Annotated in this window: 18 protein-coding genes; 10 read left to right on the plus strand and 8 right to left on the minus strand. The window is 45.0% G+C overall.

All coding sequences use genetic code 11. The features are described 5' to 3' along the window. Position 1 precedes the first annotated feature (1 nt). A complete protein-coding gene (gene rlmD, locus BLR32_RS06565; RefSeq protein WP_089829715.1) occupies positions 2-1,414 on the minus strand; it encodes a 23S rRNA (uracil(1939)-C(5))-methyltransferase RlmD in 1,413 nt (470 codons plus the stop codon). 82 nt (positions 1,415-1,496) lie between these two features. Between rlmD and BLR32_RS06570 the strand changes: the two genes are divergently transcribed. From BLR32_RS06570 to BLR32_RS06585, 4 genes are all read left to right on the plus strand, one after another. After that, complete coding sequence (locus tag BLR32_RS06570) at positions 1,497-2,903, plus strand: DUF5106 domain-containing protein (protein ID WP_089829718.1); 1,407 nt, start codon at positions 1,497-1,499, stop codon at positions 2,901-2,903. Positions 2,904-3,021: 118 nt separating this feature from the next. After that, a complete protein-coding gene (locus tag BLR32_RS06575; RefSeq protein WP_089829719.1) occupies positions 3,022-3,717 on the plus strand; it encodes a porin family protein in 696 nt (231 codons plus the stop codon). Between the two features lie 141 nt (positions 3,718-3,858). Next, positions 3,859-4,476 carry a porin family protein gene (locus BLR32_RS06580; RefSeq protein WP_089829721.1) on the plus strand — a complete coding sequence of 206 codons (618 nt, stop codon included), beginning with the start codon at positions 3,859-3,861 and terminating at the stop codon, positions 4,474-4,476. Between the two features lie 252 nt (positions 4,477-4,728). After that, on the plus strand, positions 4,729-5,430 hold the full coding sequence (locus BLR32_RS06585; RefSeq protein WP_089829723.1) for an outer membrane beta-barrel protein: 702 nt from the start codon (positions 4,729-4,731) through the stop codon (positions 5,428-5,430). Between the two features lie 283 nt (positions 5,431-5,713). On the opposite strand, the gene metF is transcribed toward BLR32_RS06585, so the two are convergent. Continuing rightward, positions 5,714-6,667, minus strand: a complete 954-nt coding sequence (metF, locus tag BLR32_RS06590) for a methylenetetrahydrofolate reductase [NAD(P)H] (RefSeq protein ID WP_089829725.1) — start codon at positions 6,665-6,667, stop codon at positions 5,714-5,716. A gap of 212 nt (positions 6,668-6,879) precedes the next feature. On the opposite strand from metF, the gene lptB reads away from it, so the two are divergent. From lptB to fabG, 3 genes are read left to right on the plus strand one after another with little or no spacing between them, the layout of a single operon-like run. Further along, positions 6,880-7,644: an LPS export ABC transporter ATP-binding protein gene (gene lptB, locus BLR32_RS06595; RefSeq protein WP_089829727.1), complete on the plus strand. Its 765-nt coding sequence runs from the start codon at positions 6,880-6,882 to the stop codon at positions 7,642-7,644. Positions 7,645-7,671: 27 nt separating this feature from the next. Beyond that, on the plus strand, positions 7,672-9,204 hold the full coding sequence (locus tag BLR32_RS06600) for a GH3 auxin-responsive promoter family protein (RefSeq protein ID WP_089829729.1): 1,533 nt from the start codon (positions 7,672-7,674) through the stop codon (positions 9,202-9,204). 30 nt (positions 9,205-9,234) lie between these two features. Further along, positions 9,235-9,984 (plus strand): 3-oxoacyl-[acyl-carrier-protein] reductase, encoded by a 750-nt coding sequence (gene fabG / locus BLR32_RS06605; protein WP_089829730.1) that lies wholly within the window; start codon positions 9,235-9,237, stop codon positions 9,982-9,984. 67 nt (positions 9,985-10,051) lie between these two features. Here fabG and BLR32_RS06610 read toward each other — a convergent pair whose 3' ends face one another. Continuing rightward, positions 10,052-10,942, minus strand: coding sequence for an SMP-30/gluconolactonase/LRE family protein (locus BLR32_RS06610; RefSeq protein WP_089829978.1), 891 nt, complete (start codon positions 10,940-10,942; stop codon positions 10,052-10,054). Positions 10,943-11,149: 207 nt separating this feature from the next. On the opposite strand from BLR32_RS06610, the gene BLR32_RS06615 reads away from it, so the two are divergent. Then, positions 11,150-12,619, plus strand: coding sequence for a hypothetical protein (locus tag BLR32_RS06615; protein ID WP_089829732.1), 1,470 nt, complete (start codon positions 11,150-11,152; stop codon positions 12,617-12,619). A gap of 22 nt (positions 12,620-12,641) precedes the next feature. Beyond that, on the plus strand, positions 12,642-13,694 hold the full coding sequence (locus tag BLR32_RS06620; RefSeq protein ID WP_089829734.1) for a nucleoid-associated protein: 1,053 nt from the start codon (positions 12,642-12,644) through the stop codon (positions 13,692-13,694). Between the two features lie 251 nt (positions 13,695-13,945). Here BLR32_RS06620 and BLR32_RS06625 read toward each other — a convergent pair whose 3' ends face one another. The 5 genes from BLR32_RS06625 to radA all read right to left on the minus strand — a co-directional run bounded on the left by BLR32_RS06625 (position 13,946) and on the right by radA (position 19,456). Further along, positions 13,946-15,433 (minus strand): PSP1 domain-containing protein, encoded by a 1,488-nt coding sequence (locus tag BLR32_RS06625; protein WP_089829736.1) that lies wholly within the window; start codon positions 15,431-15,433, stop codon positions 13,946-13,948. A gap of 127 nt (positions 15,434-15,560) precedes the next feature. Beyond that, entirely contained in the window at positions 15,561-16,700 is a 1,140-nt protein-coding gene (locus BLR32_RS06630; RefSeq protein ID WP_089829738.1) for a DNA polymerase III subunit, read from the minus strand. A 9-nt stretch (positions 16,701-16,709) separates the two neighbouring features. Beyond that, positions 16,710-17,201 (minus strand): glutathione peroxidase, encoded by a 492-nt coding sequence (locus tag BLR32_RS06635; protein WP_245705370.1) that lies wholly within the window; start codon positions 17,199-17,201, stop codon positions 16,710-16,712. A gap of 138 nt (positions 17,202-17,339) precedes the next feature. Next, positions 17,340-18,029: a ComF family protein gene (locus BLR32_RS06640; protein ID WP_089829742.1), complete on the minus strand. Its 690-nt coding sequence runs from the start codon at positions 18,027-18,029 to the stop codon at positions 17,340-17,342. Positions 18,030-18,085: 56 nt separating this feature from the next. Further along, positions 18,086-19,456 carry a DNA repair protein RadA gene (gene radA, locus BLR32_RS06645; RefSeq protein WP_089829744.1) on the minus strand — a complete coding sequence of 457 codons (1,371 nt, stop codon included), beginning with the start codon at positions 19,454-19,456 and terminating at the stop codon, positions 18,086-18,088. Between the two features lie 629 nt (positions 19,457-20,085). Between radA and BLR32_RS06650 the strand changes: the two genes are divergently transcribed. Next, positions 20,086-20,778 (plus strand): zinc metallopeptidase, encoded by a 693-nt coding sequence (locus BLR32_RS06650; protein ID WP_089829746.1) that lies wholly within the window; start codon positions 20,086-20,088, stop codon positions 20,776-20,778. The last annotated feature ends 7 nt before the right edge of the window (positions 20,779-20,785 follow it).

The following is a 20,785-nucleotide window of genomic DNA, read 5'->3' on the forward strand; positions in this document are numbered from 1 at the left end:
TTTAATGATTAATTCTTTTCTCAAGTAAAACCACGTTCTCAATGTGGTGTGTATGTGGGAACATATCCACCGGTTGTATCCTTTTGACACTGTACATAGCATCCAGCAGCGCCAGGTCCCTGGCCTGTGTAGCAGGGTTACAACTTACATATACTATGCGGGGAGCAGCAATTTCGAGTAGCTTATTAACCAGTTTCTCGTGCATGCCGGCCCTTGGTGGGTCAGTGATCACAACATCCGGCTGCCCGTGCTGGGCAAAGAAAGCGTCGTTACAGATATCCACTACATCTCCGGCAAAGAATTGTGCATTGTTCACGTCATTGCGGGCGGCATTTTCAACAGCGTCGTCGATAGCCTCTTTGATCAGCTCTATACCGATCACTTTGCCTGCCTGCCGGGACACAAAAATACCAATACTGCCTGTACCACAATAGAGATCGTAAACAATTTCTGTTCCTGTTAATCCGGCGAACTCTCTGGTTACCTGGTACAGTGCTTCTCCCTGGTAGGTATTGGTCTGAAAAAAGGATTTAGGTCCTATTTTAAAAGTAAAGTCTTCCAGCTTTTCTTCTACATATCCCTTGCCGAAGTAGACCTTCGGTTCCAGGTCGAAAATGGTGTCGTTCAGCTTGGGATTGATGGTATACAGTACGGAAGTAATACCGGGAACAGTTGCCAGCAGGTGGTCCAGCAGGGCCTCTCTGTCTTTTTTGTTCTCGTGATGGATCACGAGGTTCACCATTACCTCGCCGGTGGTACAGATCCTGATCACCAGGTTGCGGAGCCATCCTTCTTTCGCGCGGATGTCGTAGAAGGAGAGCTTATTGGTCAGTGCATATTCCCGGATGGTGTTCCGGATAGCATTGACCGGTTCTGCCTGCAGGTAGCAGGTATTAATATCCAGCACCTTGTCAAACAGCTTCGGTACGTGGAAGCCCAGGGCATTCCGCTGGGGAATGCTGCCATCTTCATTCAGTTCCTCTGCCGGGAGGTATGCTTTATTGCTGAAGGTAAATTCAAGTTTATTGCGGTAATGGGTGGTATGCCTGGAGCCCATGATAGGCTGCATGGGAGGTAATTCCAGTTTACCAATACGCTGGAGATTGTCGGCCACCTGCTGCTGTTTGTACTCCAGTTGCAGTGAATAAGGCAGCATCTGCCATTTGCAGCCGCCACAGTTACCAAAATGTTCACAGAAAGGGTCAACACGGTTAGACGCCAGGGAATGGAATCGGATAGCCTTACCCTCTGCCCAGTCTTTTTTGTTCTTACCGAGACGTACATCCACCACATCGCCCGGTACCACGCCGCCTTCAATAAATATCACTTTGCCATCTATCCGGGCCAGTGCTTTTCCCTCTGCTGCATAAGCGCTTACAGGGACATTTTCAAGAATAACATTTTTTTTCCTCACGGGTGCAAAGGTAGGATTTTAGCTGATCACTGATTTTGTGAAATTGCCTTTTCCTTGCTACTTTTACAGTAACCGATATCCTATGCGTAAACTTATGATATTACTCGCCTGCATTTTCTGCCACTGGCAGTTACAGGCGCAGGGCTATGAACTTACTTTCCAGCTAAAACAGTATACAGGAGGGCAATTATCTCTGGCGCACTACATGGGCAAAAGCTTCTACCTGGCCGACTCCGCCCAGATCAATGCGCAGGGTGTTGCCGTGATGAAGAACAAGGAAGCCTTACCAGGGGGCATCTACATCGTACTGCTTCCCGGCAGGCAGCGTTATTTTGAGATGCTGCTTGATAACAAGGACCAGCAGTTCTCCATCAGCATTGATACTACTGACCTGATTAATAAGACTGTGTTCAAGACCTCCAAAGAGAACGAGATCTTCCAGTCGTATAATAAATTTCTATCAAAGGAGATAGCGCCACAGGACAGGCGGCTTAACGCGATGCTGGCCAATCACACGGCGGCAGACAGCGCGGCGGCCAAATCTTTACAGCAGGAGCTGGGCAAGAAGCTCCAGGACTTCCGCAACCGCATCGTGACAGAGCATCCAAAAAGCCTGCTCACCAGTATATTCAGGGCGATGAAAGACCCTGAGGTACCACCGACTCCTCCGGGAGAAGATTCTACATTCAGTTACCGCTATTACAAGGCGCATTACTGGGATAGCGTAAACCTGAATGATGGCCGCCTGGTAAGAACAGATATCATCGAGAAAAAACTGAACAGGTATTTTACCCAGCTGGTAGCGATGGATCCGGATTCTATTATCATGGAAGCGGACAATATCGTTGCGAAGACCCGGAAAGACAAAGAGATGTTCAAATTCGTGGTATGGTGGCTTACCTATACCTACGAGACTTCCAAATACATGGGTATGGATGCTGTATTCGTGCACATGGTGGAGAAGTACTACGTATCCGGCGAAGCCTATTGGCTGAAGGATGATCAGCTGAACAAGATCATCTCCCGTGCTTATTCAATGGCGCCTAACCTGATAGGACAACAGGCCCCGCCGCTGGAAGTGAAAGATTCTTCCATGAAGCCCGTTTCCCTTTATACTACAAAAGCAAAATATACCGTTCTCGTCTTCTGGGATCCTACCTGCGGCCACTGTAAGATTGAGGTACCCAGACTTGACTCCGCCTTTAATGCCAGCTGGAAAAACAAAGGAGTAGCCCTGATCGGCTTCAAAACGGAAGGCACCAAAGACGAATGGCAGTCTTTCATCAAAGAGCATAAGCTCAGTGGATGGATCCATGCGTGGGACCCGGACGCTCAGAGCAACTACCGCCGTTTGTATGATGTATACAGCACGCCCGTGGTGTATCTGCTGGACGAAAAAAAGAAGATCCTGGCCAAAAGGCTGGGGGTTGAACAGCTCAGTGATTTCCTTGAAAAAATGGAGACAAAGAACGGAACAGTCCGTAAATAATCCTGATATAATAATTTTTAAGTGTTGTAATTCACTTGTTTGCAATCAGATAAGGTTGCTGCGAATTGCTTTGGCATAGTCTTTGGAATTTCGGTGTTGTAATCAAATTGTTAAGATTATGAAAAAGATTATCCTTTCGTTTGCAGCCCTTGCAATTTCTTTTGCAGCAATGTCTCAGGTGCGGGTAGGTGTGAAAGGTGGATGGAACCTTTCCAACATTTCGGTGAACAATAATGGTTCGGTGGATAATGACCGGTCATTATCAGGTTACCATATCGGTGCTATAGTGGATCTTCCTTTAGTGCCAAAGATCCTCTCCCTCCAGCCAGGTGTATTTTATACTACCAAAGGTGCGAAACTGGAATCAGGAGATAAGGACAACAGTGCTACCATTCCGTACAGGAAGTATACAACCCGGCCCCAGTACATTGAAGTTCCTTTAAACGTTATTGGTAAAATACCCGTTGGTACAAATACCAGGCTGTTTGCCGGTATAGGGCCATACATGGCATTTGGTGTAGCAGGTAAGAATAAAGTGTCTACCACACTTGCCGGTGTAACTACCAGTACAGAATCCAACATCAAATGGGATGACGACACTCCATTCCATGATGGAGATCCTAACCAGGGACTGGACAAATACAAGAGATTTGACTGGGGTGGTAACGTCCAGGTAGGTGCCGAATTCAAGAACTTCCTGGTCTCAGCACAGTATGGACACGGCTTTGGTAAAATTAACTCCGGTGGAGATGACAGCAGGAATGATAAGAACAAGAACAGAGTATTCAGTGTGTCATTAGGTTATCTGTTTTAACTATCGACAGGAATTATTTAGTCACTTTTTTAACCGGACGTAAACAGGCAACGTCTGCCATAACACAAACAATAGCTAAGAAATTGGTATAGCATCCTTTAACGCCTGTAGGATGCTATACCAAAAATTAAAACACCTCTAATGAAAAAGGTATTATTATCCGTTGCCGCACTGATGATTGCAGGCATTACTTTTGGCCAGACAAAATTCGGTATTGTGGCAGGACCTAATTTCTCAAGTGCAACTACTAAAAACGCGGCAGGTAACAAAGAAACCGGAGATCTTAAAGTTGGTTTGAGGGCTGGTGTAACAGCTGATTTGCCGCTGGCGGACGAATTCTACATTGGTACAGGTCTATTGTATGTTGGCAGAGGCAATAAAGCCAGCGACAATTTCAAAACCTCTTTATCTTATCTGCAAATACCTATCAACTTCCTGTTCAAACCAGAAGTAGGAGATGGTTGGCTGAACCTTGGCGCTGGTCCTTATGTGGCTTATGGCCTGGGTGGGAAACACAAGGGAACTGTTGGTAACCTGACTGCTGAATGGAAAGCTTTTGATGATGAATCCAATGCTATCGCTGCTAAGCTGAAACGCTTTGACGCAGGTCTGGGTATCGTAGCCGGTTATGAAATGAAAGCTGGTCTGTATCTCGGTATCAATGCCGACCTGGGACTGGTGAATGTATATGACAATACCGACAATGATCGTAGCTGGAGGAACACATCTTTCGGTGTATCTGTTGGTTACAAATTCTAAGGCAAGCAATATTTAATAAGGAGTCCTCCCAGTCACTGACGGGGGGACTTTTTGTTTTCAGAAAACCCCGACACCCTTCTTATGAGAGTCCCTCCATATTTTTGAGAACGCTTAAAATTAAAACCAAGATTTGAGTATTTACATTATTTTTATGCCCGTATTTGTAGCGGGGTGATCCCGCGTTATGAACCCTAAAGGACCCTATATTAAAGAGGACAATACGCACACTTATTACATCACAACGTAAAACGCATGAGTAAATTTTTTACACTCTTCTTTTTAACGCTGTTAGTATCCCTATTACCCCTTCACGCCCAGGTAAGTCTTGGATTGAGGGGCGGTCTTAGCTTGTCTGCCACGCAGATAAAAAACAGCCAGGGATATAAAAGCAACAGCCTTGGCACCAGCAGTCAGCTGGCAACTCTACACGCTGATCTGATCGTCAACGTACCAGTTTACAGAAGACTCTATTTTCAGCCTTTGGTCAGGTACATTACCAAAGGCGCCTATCTCCGTCCACTGCCATCTAAACAGGGCATATTTGTGGAATCAGCCAACCAGTTGAAAGTACATTACCTGGAAGCGCCATTGAATATGGTACTCAAATTTCCGGTTCCCCTTGGTAAGATCGTATTAGGAGGAGGGCCTTACGTAGCATACGCACTAAATGGTAATTATGACCTGGACCTTATGTACAACGGATCAGTTGTAAGTACAGACTCCCATTCCATCGAATTTAACTACAAAGACAGAGGCATTGCCCCGGGTGCACAGTTACGCAGGTTTGATGCAGGAGCCAACCTGATGCTGGGAATAGAATTTAATAACCTGATGGTAGTCGGCGCTAATCTAAGCCGCGGATTTTTAAACATCGACCGTACAAGTTCTGCAAAGATCACCAACAGTTATTTTTCATTGAGCCTGGGCATCCTGCTGGATAGGGAAGACTACTAAAGGAATAAAAGGTATTTAAAGATATTAAAGGGAGTGCCTGAAAAGGGGGCTCCCTTAATTTTTTGTGTAGTAATAGGGGTAACGTCATGCCTGATCGTCTTAACAATGGATAATTCACCACAATTATCCGCAACAAAAAAGACAAAAAGTGTGACAGTTATTCGGACATGCTGCTACGTTTCCACGTAATGGCATTTTTTACTAAGAAAAACGGTTACCATTCAATATAAAAGCGGTCCGCCTCAGGCGGACCGCTTTCTTTATAACACTATGGTTAGTTGTTTTATACTACTGCTTCCACTGCCTTGCGGATCACATTTGGTTTGCCCAGGGTATAGTAGTGCAGTACAGGCACGCCAAAAGCCTTCAGTTCTTTAGACTGCTGTATCAGCCATTCAGTACCTACCGCTTCTACTTCCTTATCTGTTTTACATTTCAGGATCTCATTGGCAAGGTCAGCCGGAATGTCTACATGGAAGGTACGTGGCAGTACGTTCAGCTGTTTGCGGGTGGTGATGGGTTTCAATCCCGGGATGATTGGTACGGTAATACCCATCTCTCGGCATTTGTTGACGAAGTCGAAAAACTTCTGGTTATCGAAGAACATCTGGGTCACGATATAATCAGCGCCGTTTTCCACCTTTCTCTTCAGATAGCTCATATCTGTCTGCATATTGGGCGCTTCGAAGTGTTTCTCCGGGTATCCAGCCACACCTATACAGAACTTTGTTTTTACACCGCCCTGCAGGTCTTCTTCCAGGTAGATACCATTATTCATATGCATAACCTGCTGTAGCAGTTCGTCTGCATAACGATGCCCATGTGGTTCAGGTTCAAAGAAGGTCTCATTTTTGGGGGCGTCTCCACGCAATACCAGTACATTGTCTACCCCCAGGAAGTTGAGGTCGATCAGTGCGTTTTCGGTTTCCTCCCTGCTAAAGCCTCCGCAGATCAGGTGTGGAACTGCATCTACATTATAATGGTTCATTAAAGCAGCGCAGATGGCTACTGTGCCTGGTCTTTTACGGATCTCCACTTTTTCGAAGGTGCCGTCGGCCCTTTTCTTAAACATATGCTCACTTCTGTGGTAAGTAACGTTAATAAAGGCCGGCTTGAATTCCATTAGTGGATCAAGGTGTTCATATATAGACTCGATACTCTTACCTTTAAGGGGAGGTAGGATCTCAAAAGAGATCAGCGTATCTTTTGCCTGCGCAATATGTTCTGTTACTTTCATGGTAGAAATAAAAGTGAGCGTAAGTTAATGCCGGGCAAAAGTAATACATCTGTTAGAATTATCATCTGATTTTTCGCGGAAAGGGCGAATATTTTAATACATTGTACACTATTCATAGATAAAAATGTAGTACTCTTACATAAGCTAAGGGACTGACGACAGTTAGATATTGAAAGCTAAATGAAAAGTGTATTTTTGCTAAGTTTGAACATATGGCATTAAAAATACATACAGATCAACTGGTAAAGCGCTATGGTCACAGGACTGTAGCCAACCATGTATCTGTAGAAGTAACACAAGGAGAGATCGTGGGTTTGCTTGGCCCCAACGGAGCAGGTAAAACAACCACATTCTATATGGTAGTGGGGCTGATCAAGCCCGACGAGGGACAGGTGTACCTGAACGATGTGAATATTACAAAGCTGCCAATGTACAAAAGGGCAAAGATGGGAATCGGTTATCTGCCCCAGGAAGCTTCCGTATTCCGTAAGCTGAGCGTGGAGGATAATATTGCCGCTGTACTGGAAATGACGAACCTGAAGAAAGCGGAGCAGAAAGAAAAGCTTGAAAGCCTGCTGGAAGAATTCCGTCTTACCCATGTGCGTAAGAGCCCCGGAGATGTATTGAGTGGAGGCGAACGCCGGCGTACGGAAATAGCGCGCGCACTTGCGGTAGATCCTAAGTTCATTCTGCTGGATGAACCTTTTGCCGGTATCGACCCAATAGCCGTGGAAGACATTCAGTCAATCGTTGCCCGCCTTAAATATAAGAACATAGGGATCCTCATAACAGACCATAACGTGCAGGAAACACTCTCCATCACTGACCGGGCCTACCTGCTTTTCGAGGGAAAGATCCTCAAAGCCGGCACAGCCGAAGAGTTAGCTGAAGACGAACAGGTAAGAAAAGTGTATCTTGGCCAGAATTTTATTTTACGTCGTAAGAATTACCTGGACGAAGCTGCTAAACAACAATAAAACTACAACTACGTTCCTGATCCTATTATGAGAATATTAAGTCCTGCAATATCACAATTGGCGCGTTTGCGTATGGGGCGCATAGAATATTTTATGCAATACCCCCTGCAGGTGCAGCAGCAGGTGTTTCAGAATCTTATCAGTGCCGCTCAGTATACCGAGTTTGGCAAGCAATATGGCTTTTCACAGATATATAAGATAGAAGAGTTCAAGCAGCGGGTGCCTATTCATAATTATGATAGCCTCAAGCCTTACATCCAGCGATTGATGGAAGGGCAGCAGAACATCTTATGGAATACACCGATTAAATGGTTTGCCAAATCGAGCGGTACTACCGCCGATAAGAGCAAATTCATACCAGTTTCCGTAGAGAGCCTGGATGACTGTCACTACCGCGCCGGCCGTGATGTATTATCACTGTACTATAATAATTTTCCTGACTCCCGTCTGCTGACCGGTAAATCGCTGGTAATAGGTGGTAGCCACCAGGTCAATAAACTGGACTCCGAAAGTGATTCTTACTTTGGTGATCTGAGTGCCGTGATGCTGCAGAACATGCCTTTCTATGGCAATATGATCCGTACGCCTGACCTTTCCATTGCCCTGATGGACGAGTGGGAGGAAAAGATAGAGCGCATGGCGAATGCCGTAATACATGAGAATGTCACTTCCATTGCCGGTGTGCCTACCTGGACACTGGTACTGATCAAACGTATATTCGAGATCACCGGGAAAGATAACCTGGCGGATGTCTGGCCTAACCTGGAATTATATATGCACGGCGGCGTAAGTTTTACGCCCTATAGAGAACAGTTTAAAAAGCTGATCCGCAAACCGGATATGTACTACCAGGAGACCTATAACGCTTCTGAGGGCTTCTTCGCTGCGCAGGACGTGATAGGAGAGGAGGGCTTGCTCCTGTTCCTCAACCATGGTATCTTCTATGAATTCATGCCGATGGAGGAATACGGTAAGCCATGCCCGCAAACCCTGCAGCTGCAGGACGTCGAGATGGGTAAAAACTATGCCCTGATCATCAGCACCAACGGGGGATTGTGGCGTTACCTGGTAGGAGACACTGTTCAGTTCACCTCCCTGGCTCCCTACCGTGTAAGGGTAAGCGGACGTACCAAGTCTTTCATCAATGCTTTCGGCGAAGAACTGATCGTGGAGAATTCAGATGTGGCCATTGCCAAAGCTTGTGAGGCAACAGGCGCTGTAATGAACGACTATACCGCAGCTCCTATTTACTTCAGTGAGAATGAAGCCGGCGGGCATGAATGGCTGCTGGACTTTGATGTGATGCCTGGAAACCTTGAACAGTTTATTGATGTATTGGACAATACTCTCAAGTCCATTAACTCGGACTATGAAGCCAAACGTCATAAAGATATGGCGCTGCGCCGCCCCGTAGTACATGTATTGCCCAAGGGAACCTTTACCGACTGGCTGAAGAGTAAAGGTAAACTGGGTGGTCAGCATAAAGTACCCCGCCTCAATAACGAGCGGCAGCATGTGGAAGAAATTCTTAAATTCGCCGGCATCACTGGCAAAATCTAAATTTAATCATCTAACAACTATTAGGTCTATATGAAATTACTGGAGAACAAAGTAGCAATTGTAACAGGTGCCAGCAGAGGTATAGGAGAAGCTATCGCGATCAAATTTGCAGAAGAAGGTGCAAACGTTGCATTCACATATCTTAGTTCTGACGAGAAAGCGAAAGCACTGGAACAAAAGCTACAGGCAATGGGTGTAAAGGCAAAAGCCTATAAATCCAATGCTGGCAGTTTCGAAGAGAGTGAGGCGCTGATAAACGATGTATTGAAAGAATTTGGTGCAATAGATATTTGCGTAAACAATGCCGGTATTTCGAAAGATAACCTGCTGCTGCGTATGAGCCCGGACCAGTGGGATGAGGTAATGGACGTGAACCTGAAGAGTGTTTATAACATGACCAAGCATGTGATCCGCCCGATGATGAAAGCAAAAAGCGGTTCCATTATCAATATGAGCTCAATTATCGGTATGAAGGGTAATGCAGGGCAGAGCAGTTATGCCGCTTCCAAAGCTGGTATCATCGGCTTTACCAAATCTATCGCCGCTGAACTGGGTAGCCGCAACATTCGTTGTAACGCCGTAGCGCCGGGTTTCGTTGAGACGGATATGACCCACTACCTGAAAGATGGAGAAGGCGCTAAGAACTATCTGGCACAAATTCCGCTGGGTCGCTTCGGCAGCACTGAAGATATCGCTAACGTATGTCTGTTCCTGGCTTCCAACATGGGCGCCTATGTAACCGGTCAGGTGATCAGCGCCTGCGGTGGACTGAACATGTAATATCATATTTGATCAGGGATCAGGTCTTGAATGCAGTATTGTATTCAATGCCTGATCCCTGATTATTTTAATAACGTTTTCCCGGAATCGCTACCCTGAAAGACTCCATACACTTCCTGTCCTGCAACGTCACATACACAGTTTTACCGTCTTTGCCTCCAAAAGTGAGATTGCTGCACTGTTTACCTTTCAGCGGAATTTCCCGTACCTGTTTACCATCTGGCGCTAATACCACGATAGCTCCTTTTCCCCAGCGGGCTACATACAGGTTGCCTGCCTTGTCACATTTCATACCGTCAAAGCCATAATCAGGGAATTCGGCGAACAGCTTTTTATTGCTGATATTACCATCCTTATCCACATCGAATTTCCAGATCTTACGCTGTACGCTTTCATTTACGTAGAGGGTCTTTTCATCAGGACTCAGTTCAATGCCATTGGCGGTGCCCATATTGCCGTCCATGAGTACAGCTTTACCACCTTTATCGATACGCCAGATCTGTCCTTTACTGTTTTTCCAGTCAGGGTCTGATGCGAAGAGCACATCCTTCTTGCTGATGCAGAGATCATTTGGCTGGAACATCTTATCAGAATGCACATAGACGCTTACCTTTTTTGTCTTCATGTCCACTTCCAGTACGTTGTGGCCCTTGAAATCGGGCAGGTACATATTCCCTTTGCTGTTGAACTGTATACTGTTTGCAACGCTGCTATCCGGTAAAGTCACAAATACTTCCCCGCTGCCGTCTTTCGTGCTGATCTTGCCAATGGTGCCGTCATGCAGATAGTTCACCACATAGAGATTGCCTGCCTTGTCAAAGTTGGGTCCTTCAATGTTGACGGAGAACATATTTTCCTTTGTGAGATCCTGTGCCTTATATAATGCCGTGGATTTGTCCTGTGCCATGACTGCACAACCGGCTGTTAATGCCAGTAATAAACAGATATGCTGTTTCATGATAAACATTTACGTTGAGTTATCAAGTTATGAAAAGATAAGAGGGAAATCAAACCGTTAATAAGTCAAAATTGACCGTTGCTACGCAATCAGCCCTGAAAATGCGTCAAATAACTACCGTTCAAAAATTTGGTAATCAAACTATTAATATATTAGAGAACTACTTATATATTTGTAAGGTTATTAGTCCTGTGTAAACGTCCTATTATGTTCAGACTTATACCTATTGTTTGCCTGTTGGGGTTGATCCTTCACTCATCATGTAACAACAGCTCCCAACCCGCTGCCGCTAAACAGAGTAAGAGTATCAATATTGCGCCCATCGTGCCGGATAGTGTGATGAAGTACTATGACTTCGTCAACAGTCTGACACAGTTAAAGCTACCCTATCCGAATGCCTATGAGCTCAAGGAGATAAAAGACTATGCCCATTATTTCGGCACAGATACTTTTCAGCGGGTAACGGCCGGCCGTTTTGCTACTGTCAATGGATTTACGCCTGTTATCTATGCGTGCGAGGTAAACGATCATGAGAAAAGGACTTACCTGGTAGTGTATAATGATAACGGAGTACAGAAGTCGCGCCTACAGATAGCAGCTAATGTAAGCAGGGAGCCAGGGGAGGCAGAAGAAGAAATTGTAGCGGTAAAAGATACCACCTCTACGGAGTTTACCAACCAGTGGTTTTATATAGGAATGGACTCTCTTATTGAAGTAAGGGCCCGTCATTCCACTTATGTGCAGGGGAGTCAGAAGGTGAATACCACCCTTCGTTATTACAGGATAGGACGTAAAGGAACGATAAAGGAAGTACCGAAGGAGAAGGAATCTTTTGAGAAATATGCGGCCCGTTTCCCTGAGCATAAATTGCCTGCCACACTGGATACCGTCAGCACAAAAGAGCTGAAAGCGGTTTCCCGGCTCACTCCTTACTACGACTTTAAGGAAGAAAGTCCCGATCCGCTGTATGCATTGGGCCGGCTGGAAATAGCGGGAAGAGCAACGGCGTTGTTATATGCGAGGGATACCATTTACCTGGATGAAGGATTGACTTATCCTGAGGTAAAACTGATCACTTACAAAAAGGGTAAAGAGGTAGATAAGATTGTGGTGTATGGCGGCACTTTAGGGGAACATTCCGAGACTATTTACCGGAAATGTATGGTGGACAAAGACGCCAGCATTAACCTGCAGGAGGAAGATAAAAAGGAACTCGATAGTAGTTTCCATTTCAGAACGGTGTACAATATGCAGTATGAGGTGTTGCCAAGTGGTAAGATCATCGGCCGGCAGGCCACATCTATTGTACATAGTTCAAAGTTGTACAATGAAAAGGCACTTATTAAATATTTCAAGGGCAAGCGGGGGAATCATCACTATGCATCGCTGTTCCAGATCCGGGCCAAAGACAATATTCTTGTAGGATTGCATGCCTTTAACAAGGGTGGGGAAAATTTCCTGGAGTTTTTAACAGTAAATAAGGATAATAAGATTATTGACAGATATACAGTATACAGTAACCTGAAGAAACTGAAGCTGGCAGACGTAAAGGCAAAGCAGATGGAGAAGAGGGAGGATGATTATAATGAAAGGCGCGGAAGACTTACCTGTGATGCGATAATCAAACTGACAGGCAAGGAACTGCACATTACACCGGCGGGGAAATTTGTGAAATAGTTTTCACTATTTTCGCCGGGCCATGATACATGTTTCAGACTTTAATGACCTCGAACACCTTTCTATACATAAGGTGGGAAATGCCTCACAGGAAGAACCGCTGATTTGCTCTCAGAACCCGCTGGAGTTGCAGGACGAAACAATCAGCCAACTATTGCTGACGTACTTTATACAACCGTTTACCAACAGCGCTGAGTACTTCCGTTTTTATCATGAGGCTGATTTACAATTAAATGAAATATTTCAATATTGCCGCCGTATCTTTGAAAACAGGGACAATTTTCACGAGCAATCAATAAATATTGCCAGGCATCTGTACAAGCACTCCACTCATCCAAAGATTAAAGGTGGAGAATTATATATTGCCTACTTTAGTAAATGTCAGGTGGATGGAGAAGATGTCGAAGCAATAGGGATCTTTAAATCAGAGAACAGGGATACTTATCTCAAGGTATTTCTTGCAAATGACAACTATGAGGTGAACTACGAAGATGGGATCAATATCAATAAACTTGATAAAGGTTGCCTGGTCTTTAACACCGAAGAGGAAAATGGGTACAAAGTCAGCATAATAGACAGCATCAGCAAACAGAATGAAGCAGTTTACTGGAAGGATGCTTTCCTGCAGGTACAACGCCGTGAGGATAGCTATCACCAGACAGAACTGGCAGTGAACATGTGTAAGAAGTTTATCCACGATAAACTGCCCGGCGAATACGAGATAAGCCGTGTAGATCAGGTGGATCTTCTTAACAAATCAGCAACCTATTTCAAGGAAAAAGAGCAGTTCCAGCTGGATGATTTTGCACAGGAAGTATTGGGTCATCCCGATGCTATTGCGTCATTCAAGGAATACAAAGAGCAATTTCAGCAGGAGTTTCAGCAAGAGTTCCCCGACGAGTTTGATATATCATCTCCTGCAGTAAAAAAGCAACAAAAGGTTTTTAAGAGCATATTGAAACTGGACAAGAACTTTCACATATATATTCATGGTAACAGGGAAATGATCGAGCGTGGATTTGATGAGGCTACCAATTTGTATTACTATAAACTATTGTTTGAAAACGAAACTTGATCTGTCTTTTTTTCATAAGCAAAAACCAATTGTTAAACAAAGGCTGTTCTTTCGGACGGCCTTTTAGTCTACAAAATTCGGGAACGTTCCCAGCTAAAGACGAAGCAATGAAGATCTTATTGTCAGGTATTATTCCTGCCTGGCTTATTTATCTGTTTGATAGTATTAACCGCGGAAAGCCTCTTTAATAGGGCCTAAAATAGAAAAGCGCATCATGTTACTGATGCGCCTTCTTAGTATTTAACTGAGATTTACTTCTGTTTTTCGCGGGGCTTCGGTGGCCTGTTATGTCCTCCGCCTCCCTGTTGTTTAGGACCGTTAGGATTATTCTTATCCTGCTGCGGCTTAGGCCCATTAGGTTGATTGCCCTGTTGCGGCTTCTGCTGCTGCTTTTGTTGCTGAGGGCGTTGTTCCTGTTTAGGCTTTTGCTGTTGCTGTGGACGGTTATCCTGTTGTTTAGGATGATTCTTGTCCTGTTGCTTAGGTCCGCCAGGCTGGTTCTGCTGCTGCTTTGGTTGCTGTGCAGGACGGTTCTGGTTGTCGCCTTTGCCTTCCTGTTTTTTGTTACCCTGCTGCGGCTGGGGTTGTTCCTGCTTCTGTTTATGTTTCTGTTTTTCCTTGTCTTTGTGTTTACGTTTCTGGGATGCTTTTTCCAGGGTACGTAAGCTGATCTGTCCTACAACGTCAGCGAAGCCAAGGTCTGCTTCTTTCGGTTTAATTGTCACTACTTCCACAGGTTTCAGGTCTTCCGGCCTGATATTCTGTTTATTCAGCTGGCGTATTTCCTTCACGCGGGCAATAGTAAGCGGATATTGCTTATTACTATCGCCGTAGGAGTACCACATCAGGTTTTTGAAGATATCTCTCTTCTGAAGGGTAGCCACGCCATTGACGGTTTCAATGCTGTCTGCATCTTCAGGGAATTCCTTCAGCGCATCCAGGTAGGTGTCCAGTTCATAGTTCAGGCAGCATTTCAGGCGGCCGCACTGACCGGAAAGTTTTGCCTGGTTAATAGACAGGTTTTGATATCGGGCAGCGGTGGTATTAACGCTCTTGAAGTCAGTCAACCAGGTAGCGCAGCACAGTTCTCGTCCGCAAGAGCCGATACCGCCTACTTTTCCGGCTTCCTGGCGGGCGCCTATCTGGCGCATTTCCACCTTTACACGGAATTCACCGGCATAAAGTTTAATCAGTTCACGGAAATCCACCCTGTCGTCTGCTGTATAGAAGAAAGTAGCCTTGCGTCCGTCAGCCTGGATCTCTACTTCCGCGAGTTTCATTTCCAGACCGATACTACGGGCAATGGCCCTGGCTCTGATGAGGGCATCCTTTTCGCGGGCTTTGTTATCGTTCATCCGCGCAAGGTCTTCATTTGTAGCGCGACGAAGTACCTTCTTTACTTCAGGGGTATCTTCGATACGCTTCTTCTTCATCTGTAATTTAACCAGTTCGCCTGTAAGGCTGATCTGGCCGATGTCGAAACCACTGACGCCTTCTACAGTTACCATTTCTCCTTTGTCGAGCAACTGTTTGGTGGTGTTACGGAAAAAATCCTTCCTGCTACCGTTGTTGAAGCTTACTTCTATTATATCAAATGGTGCTAAGCTGTCACTTAAGGGAATATTGGCCAGCCAGTCAAATACATTCAGCCTGTTACAGCCTCCACTACTGCATCCTCCATTGCTTTTGCATCCTGACGGCTTCCCCTCTGCACCTGTACCACATCCGGCACAAGCCATATTAATCGATTTAAATTATTAAATGAATATACATCCGGGCATTGGACCGGATGCTTTATATATATAATTCCTCCTTATTACATAAGGGTCGGAATTAACAAAGATAACGGAAAATGCCCTTAATATGTCATACTGCCGGAATCGGCCTCTTTTTAAAGATATACTGCAATTTCACAGAAAGTGCATGAAACAACAATTTCGCGTTCGCATTGCGCTCTATATAATAGCAGGCATTGTCCAGTTCCTGCATGATTTGCTCCATTTGCTGAAGATCTGCCAGCTTTTGCAGTTTCCCTGCAAAGTCTGTTTCCTCCTCTGAAAAGGCCAGCTGGCTTCTGTCTATATACTTTAAGCGCAGGGTATGTTCCAGGAGGTTGATAAAATAGCGCAGGAACTGTTTCTGGTTCTCACGTCCCATTTTGGTACTGGCGATGTTTTCTATCCAGCCCTGAAGAGCTACCCGGTTGCCTGTGAAAATATAGTTGAGCCAGTTGCGTAGCAGTTCATGATAATCATCGTCTGACTGCTGGAGCAGTTGCATAGCTTCCCGGTAATTGCCGGCAGCGATCGTTGCAGCCTGCCTCGCTTTAGCGGCTGGTATCTGCGCCCGCTTCGTGAGTGCGTCTATCATCACCTCTTTCGGCAGCGGATTAACTTTGATCAGATGTGTGCGGGAGAGGATAGTGGCCAGGATCTGTTCCTGGTTTTCTGCCACCAGCAGGAAAATGGTATTGTCTGGTGGTTCTTCTATCAGCTTCAGCAGCCTGTTCCCTTCATTGCCCAGGTATTCGGGCATCCACATCAACAGTATTTTGTAGGTACTCTCAAAGCTTTTCAGACTCAGCTTGCGGATGATATCCTGACATTCTGTGGCGGTAATATTCCCCTGTTTATTCTCTGCTCCGATAAACTGTAACCAGTCATATGCATTGCCATAAGGCTGGGCATCGATGAATTCCCGCCATTCGGCGGCATAATCGGAACTTACTGGCTTATCGCCCGGTTTACGGGGGATGACCGGATAAGAGAAATGTATATCAGGATGAATGTATTTACCTGCTTTCATGCAGGCGCCACATTTGCCACAGGCGCCATCAGGCTGTTTATCTTCGCAGACCAGGTATTGCGCAAATGCAAGTGCTATTGGAAGTCCGCCGGCTCCTTCAGGCGCCAGTATAATGTTGGCGTGACTGAGACGGTTTTGTTCCGTGGACCTAATTAATTGTTGTCGTATATCTTCCTGACCTATGACATTCGAAAAAAGCATGGACGCAAATTAGTATTTCTTTTCTATCGCGGCCGTTACTTCAGGGGAAAGAGGTTGTGTTTTAGGTGAGAATACTGCTACCAGGTTACCTTTTTCGTCCAGCAGATATTTCTGGAAATTCCACTGTACTTCTGATGGTTCGAGGTGTTTGGCTTTACTTTCAGCCAGCAGCCATTTATAGATCGGGTGGATGTCGTTGCCTTTTACTGAGATCTTGGCAGCCATCGGGAAGGTAACTGCATATTTCTTAGTGCAGAATTCGTGAATCTCAGCATTGCTACCTGGTTCCTGTGAGCCAAAGTTATTGGCAGGGAAACCGATGATCACCAGGTTCTTTTCGTATTTCTTGTATAATTTTTCCAGATCAGCGTACTGAGGGGTGTTTCCACACATGGAGGCGGTATTTACGATCAGGATCTTTTTTCCTTTATAATCCGCAAAATTAATCTTGCCTCCGTCAACGCCATCTACTTTAAAGTCATATATAGCTCCGCTCTTCATGAATAATAGTATTGAAATCAACAGTGTCTTCAGTGTCATATAATTAGAATTGTAGAGTGATTGTGAAAATTGTAAGCAAATAAAATTAAGTAAAATATTGTATATAAGGTGTTAATGATAAGCGGAGGTCTTGCTATTTTAATGGTGAGCAAAGGCCAGTGTACAAATGCTTACTGTGGCTCCGGCATTGATTAACAGGCTGCTGCATGCTTCAAGGGTAGCGCCGGTAGTCAGTACATCATCGACTAGCAGGATATGTTGATCTTTCAACTGGTTTGTGCGCTCGATGGAAAAGACACCGGATACATTCTGCCAGCGAAGCAGGCGGCCTTTATTCGTTTGTGAGGGAGAATAGTTGCTTCTGAAAAGTATTTTTTCAATAACCGGTTTTCCAGTTACTGTGGCAATACCATTTGCAAGGAGCGCAGCCTGGTTATATCCCCGTTGCTGTAATTTAGTGGGATGTATGGGAACCGGAATAATGCAGTTTATTTCGTATAGCCACCTGCTTTGTAACAGGATATTTCCCATCTGCTGGCCTAAATGAGTAGCAATATCTTCCCGTTGTTTGTATTTGAACTGGTAAATGAGTTGTTGCAGTAAAGATGACTTCCGGTAATAGTAGGCCGACATGGCGTGCCGGATATTGACTCTTCCCCAGAATATCTTTTCCACCGGATTATGCTGCTGGTGCTGATAGCCGGTAATTGGCAGCCTGCGCAGACAACGAAGGCAAAGGACTTTTTCTGTACGGGTAAGATCTGTACCACATCCATCACAGGTATGTGGATAGAAGAGATCCAGCAGGGAGGTTAACAGGTTTTTCATTTTCAGATACAGGTAGTTAGTTTACTGAAAATAATGAAAACCTGTTAATGGGAAAATTAAAAGAGGCTTCTGTATACTTCGTCGACGCGGCCTACAGGCACTACTTCAATATTGAACTTGCTGACATCTGTTCCTTTTTTATTGTAGCGGCTGATGAAGATCTTCTCGAATCCAAGTTTTTCTGCTTCAGCGATGCGTTGTTCTATCCTGTTTACAGCACGGATCTCTCCACTGAGACCTACCTCGCCGGCAAAACAGATCTTGCTGCTGATAGCAGCATCCTCATAGGAAGATAGCAGCGCACATAATACTGCCAGATCAATGGAAGGGTCTTCCACACGGATACCTCCGGCAATGTTCAGGAAAACGTCTTTAACACCGAAGTGGAAACCACCCCGTTTTTCCAGCACCGCCAGCAGTAGTTGTAACCTGCGGAGATCAAAGCCGGTAACGGTACGTTGAGGAGTGCCGTATACAGACTGGGTTACCAGCGCCTGCACTTCTACCAGCATAGGACGCATGCCTTCCATCGTAGCAGCAATAGCCACACCGCTCAGCTGATCTTCCCGTTGTGATATCAGGATCTCTGAAGGATTGGTGACCTGTCTTAATCCCGCGCCCGTCATTTCATAAATGCCCAGTTCTGCTGTCGATCCGAAACGGTTTTTGATCGTGCGGAGTATGCGATAAGCATAATGCTGATCTCCTTCAAACTGCAGTACGGTATCCACCATGTGCTCCAATATCTTCGGGCCGGCAATAGAACCGTCTTTGGTGATATGACCTATAAGGAACACAGGCGTATGGCTTTCTTTGGCAAAACGCTGCATTTCAGCCGTTGTTTCCCTGATCTGCGATACGCTGCCGGGAGCGGATTCGATGAAAGGTGATTGTAAGGTCTGAATGGAGTCAACTATAACGAGTTGTGGACGTAGTTTCTTTATTTCCTGGAAGATGGTTTGTGTAGATGTTTCAGTCAGCAGATAGAACAGATCATTTTTTACCTGCAATCTGTCTGCTCTCATTTTTATCTGTTGTGCACTTTCCTCTCCACTGATGTATAATGTAGTGATGTCTTTGAGTTGCAATGCATTCTGCAGGAATAAGGTGCTTTTACCTATACCGGGTTCGCCACCTACAAGTACTAAGGAGCCGGGTACTATACCGCCGCCCAATACACGGTTCAGTTCTGCATCGGGCGTCAGCAGGCGGTCTTCCTCTATTCCGCTCACTTCGGAAAGGTTCACGATGTTATCTGATCTGCCGTTTTCTTTTTCAGGTTGCCAGTTGGTATTACGTAAAGGGATATCTTTTTGTACTTTCTCTTCAACGAATGTATTCCATTGACCACAACTAGGACATTTACCTGTCCATTTAGCTGATTCGTATCCACAATTCTGACAGAAGAATGCAGTTTTAATTTTCATGCAGCAAATTTAAAACGGAAATCATCGGCTCCGTAAAAAAGAAAAAATAAACGATGAGGTGATGATGAAAAAAATGAGAGAAAAGGGTGTAATGAGATTCAAATTTTCATGAAAAAGGGGCAGCAGAAAATCGGGTAAAAAAGAAAAGAGCCAACAGAAATTTCTGCTGACTCTTTCTACTTACTAACCCATTAAATTCACGTCTAAATTACTAAATGGCTACAGAATAAAAAAGTTTATTTAATTGATGTGAATAACTTTTGATGACTTTTCATAATGTGACAGATCTGCCACCATAGCACGTTTCAGCGGTTAGAGGCATTCAATTATACTTTCATTGGAAGAGCGTAAAGGGTTGATAAATAGGAATGATGCCGCCTTAAATTATATATGAAATCGGCGTCATAAAAGCATAAAATATATCTGTCATAACGTCGGGATTGACATTTCAAAATTTTGAAAAACGCCATATTGACAGTGTTAAATTTCATAATTGGCAGTAAAAAACAGGGAAGGCCGGATCAATTCTTAAGGAAATCCTAAATCGCCCGGAGGGGGATGGTTTGGACGGTAATTTGATCATCCTTACCTGTAATTTTGTATTGAATCTTAACTTCATTTGAATTAGTATGACACCTGGCATTATGTTTACGTCGCTGATCTTTATCGGGATCAGCATGTTGGTAAGCTGGAGATTGAAAAGCAAAATGAGGCAGTATGGTGATGTACCTACCTCTTCCGGGCTGACCGGAAAACAGATTGCGGAAAAGATGTTGAAAGACAATGGGATATATGACGTACAGGTAGTTTCCGTAGATGGCTTTTTGTCTGACCATTATGATCCAACCAATAAAACGGTCAATCTTAGCCCTGATGTATATTCGGGGGCCAATGTAATGGCTGCGGCGGTGGCTGCGCACGAGTGCGGGCATGCTGTACAACATCAGCGGGCTTATCCCTGGCTGAATATGCGTTCCAAACTGGTACCGGCGGTACAGTTCAGCTCCAGCCTGGTACAATGGGTATTGCTGGGCGGTATACTGCTGATCAATGTCTTCCCGGCTTTATTACTGGGCGGTATTATCCTGTTTGGTGTGACCACGCTCTTTTCCCTGGTAACGCTGCCGGTAGAGTTTGATGCTTCCAGAAGGGCGCTGGCCTGGCTGGATAATACGACCCTGATGCGGAGGGAAGAGCATGACAAGGCGAAGGATGCCCTGTGGTGGGCGGCTATGACTTACGTCGTGGCGGCGATCGCATCTATAGTAACTCTTGTGCAGTATATATTGATCTATGCTGGCGCATCAAGGAACAGGGATTGATTGTATA

The sequence above is a fragment of the Chitinophaga filiformis genome (assembly GCF_900102545.1).
GTDB lineage: Bacteria > Bacteroidota > Bacteroidia > Chitinophagales > Chitinophagaceae > Chitinophaga > Chitinophaga filiformis.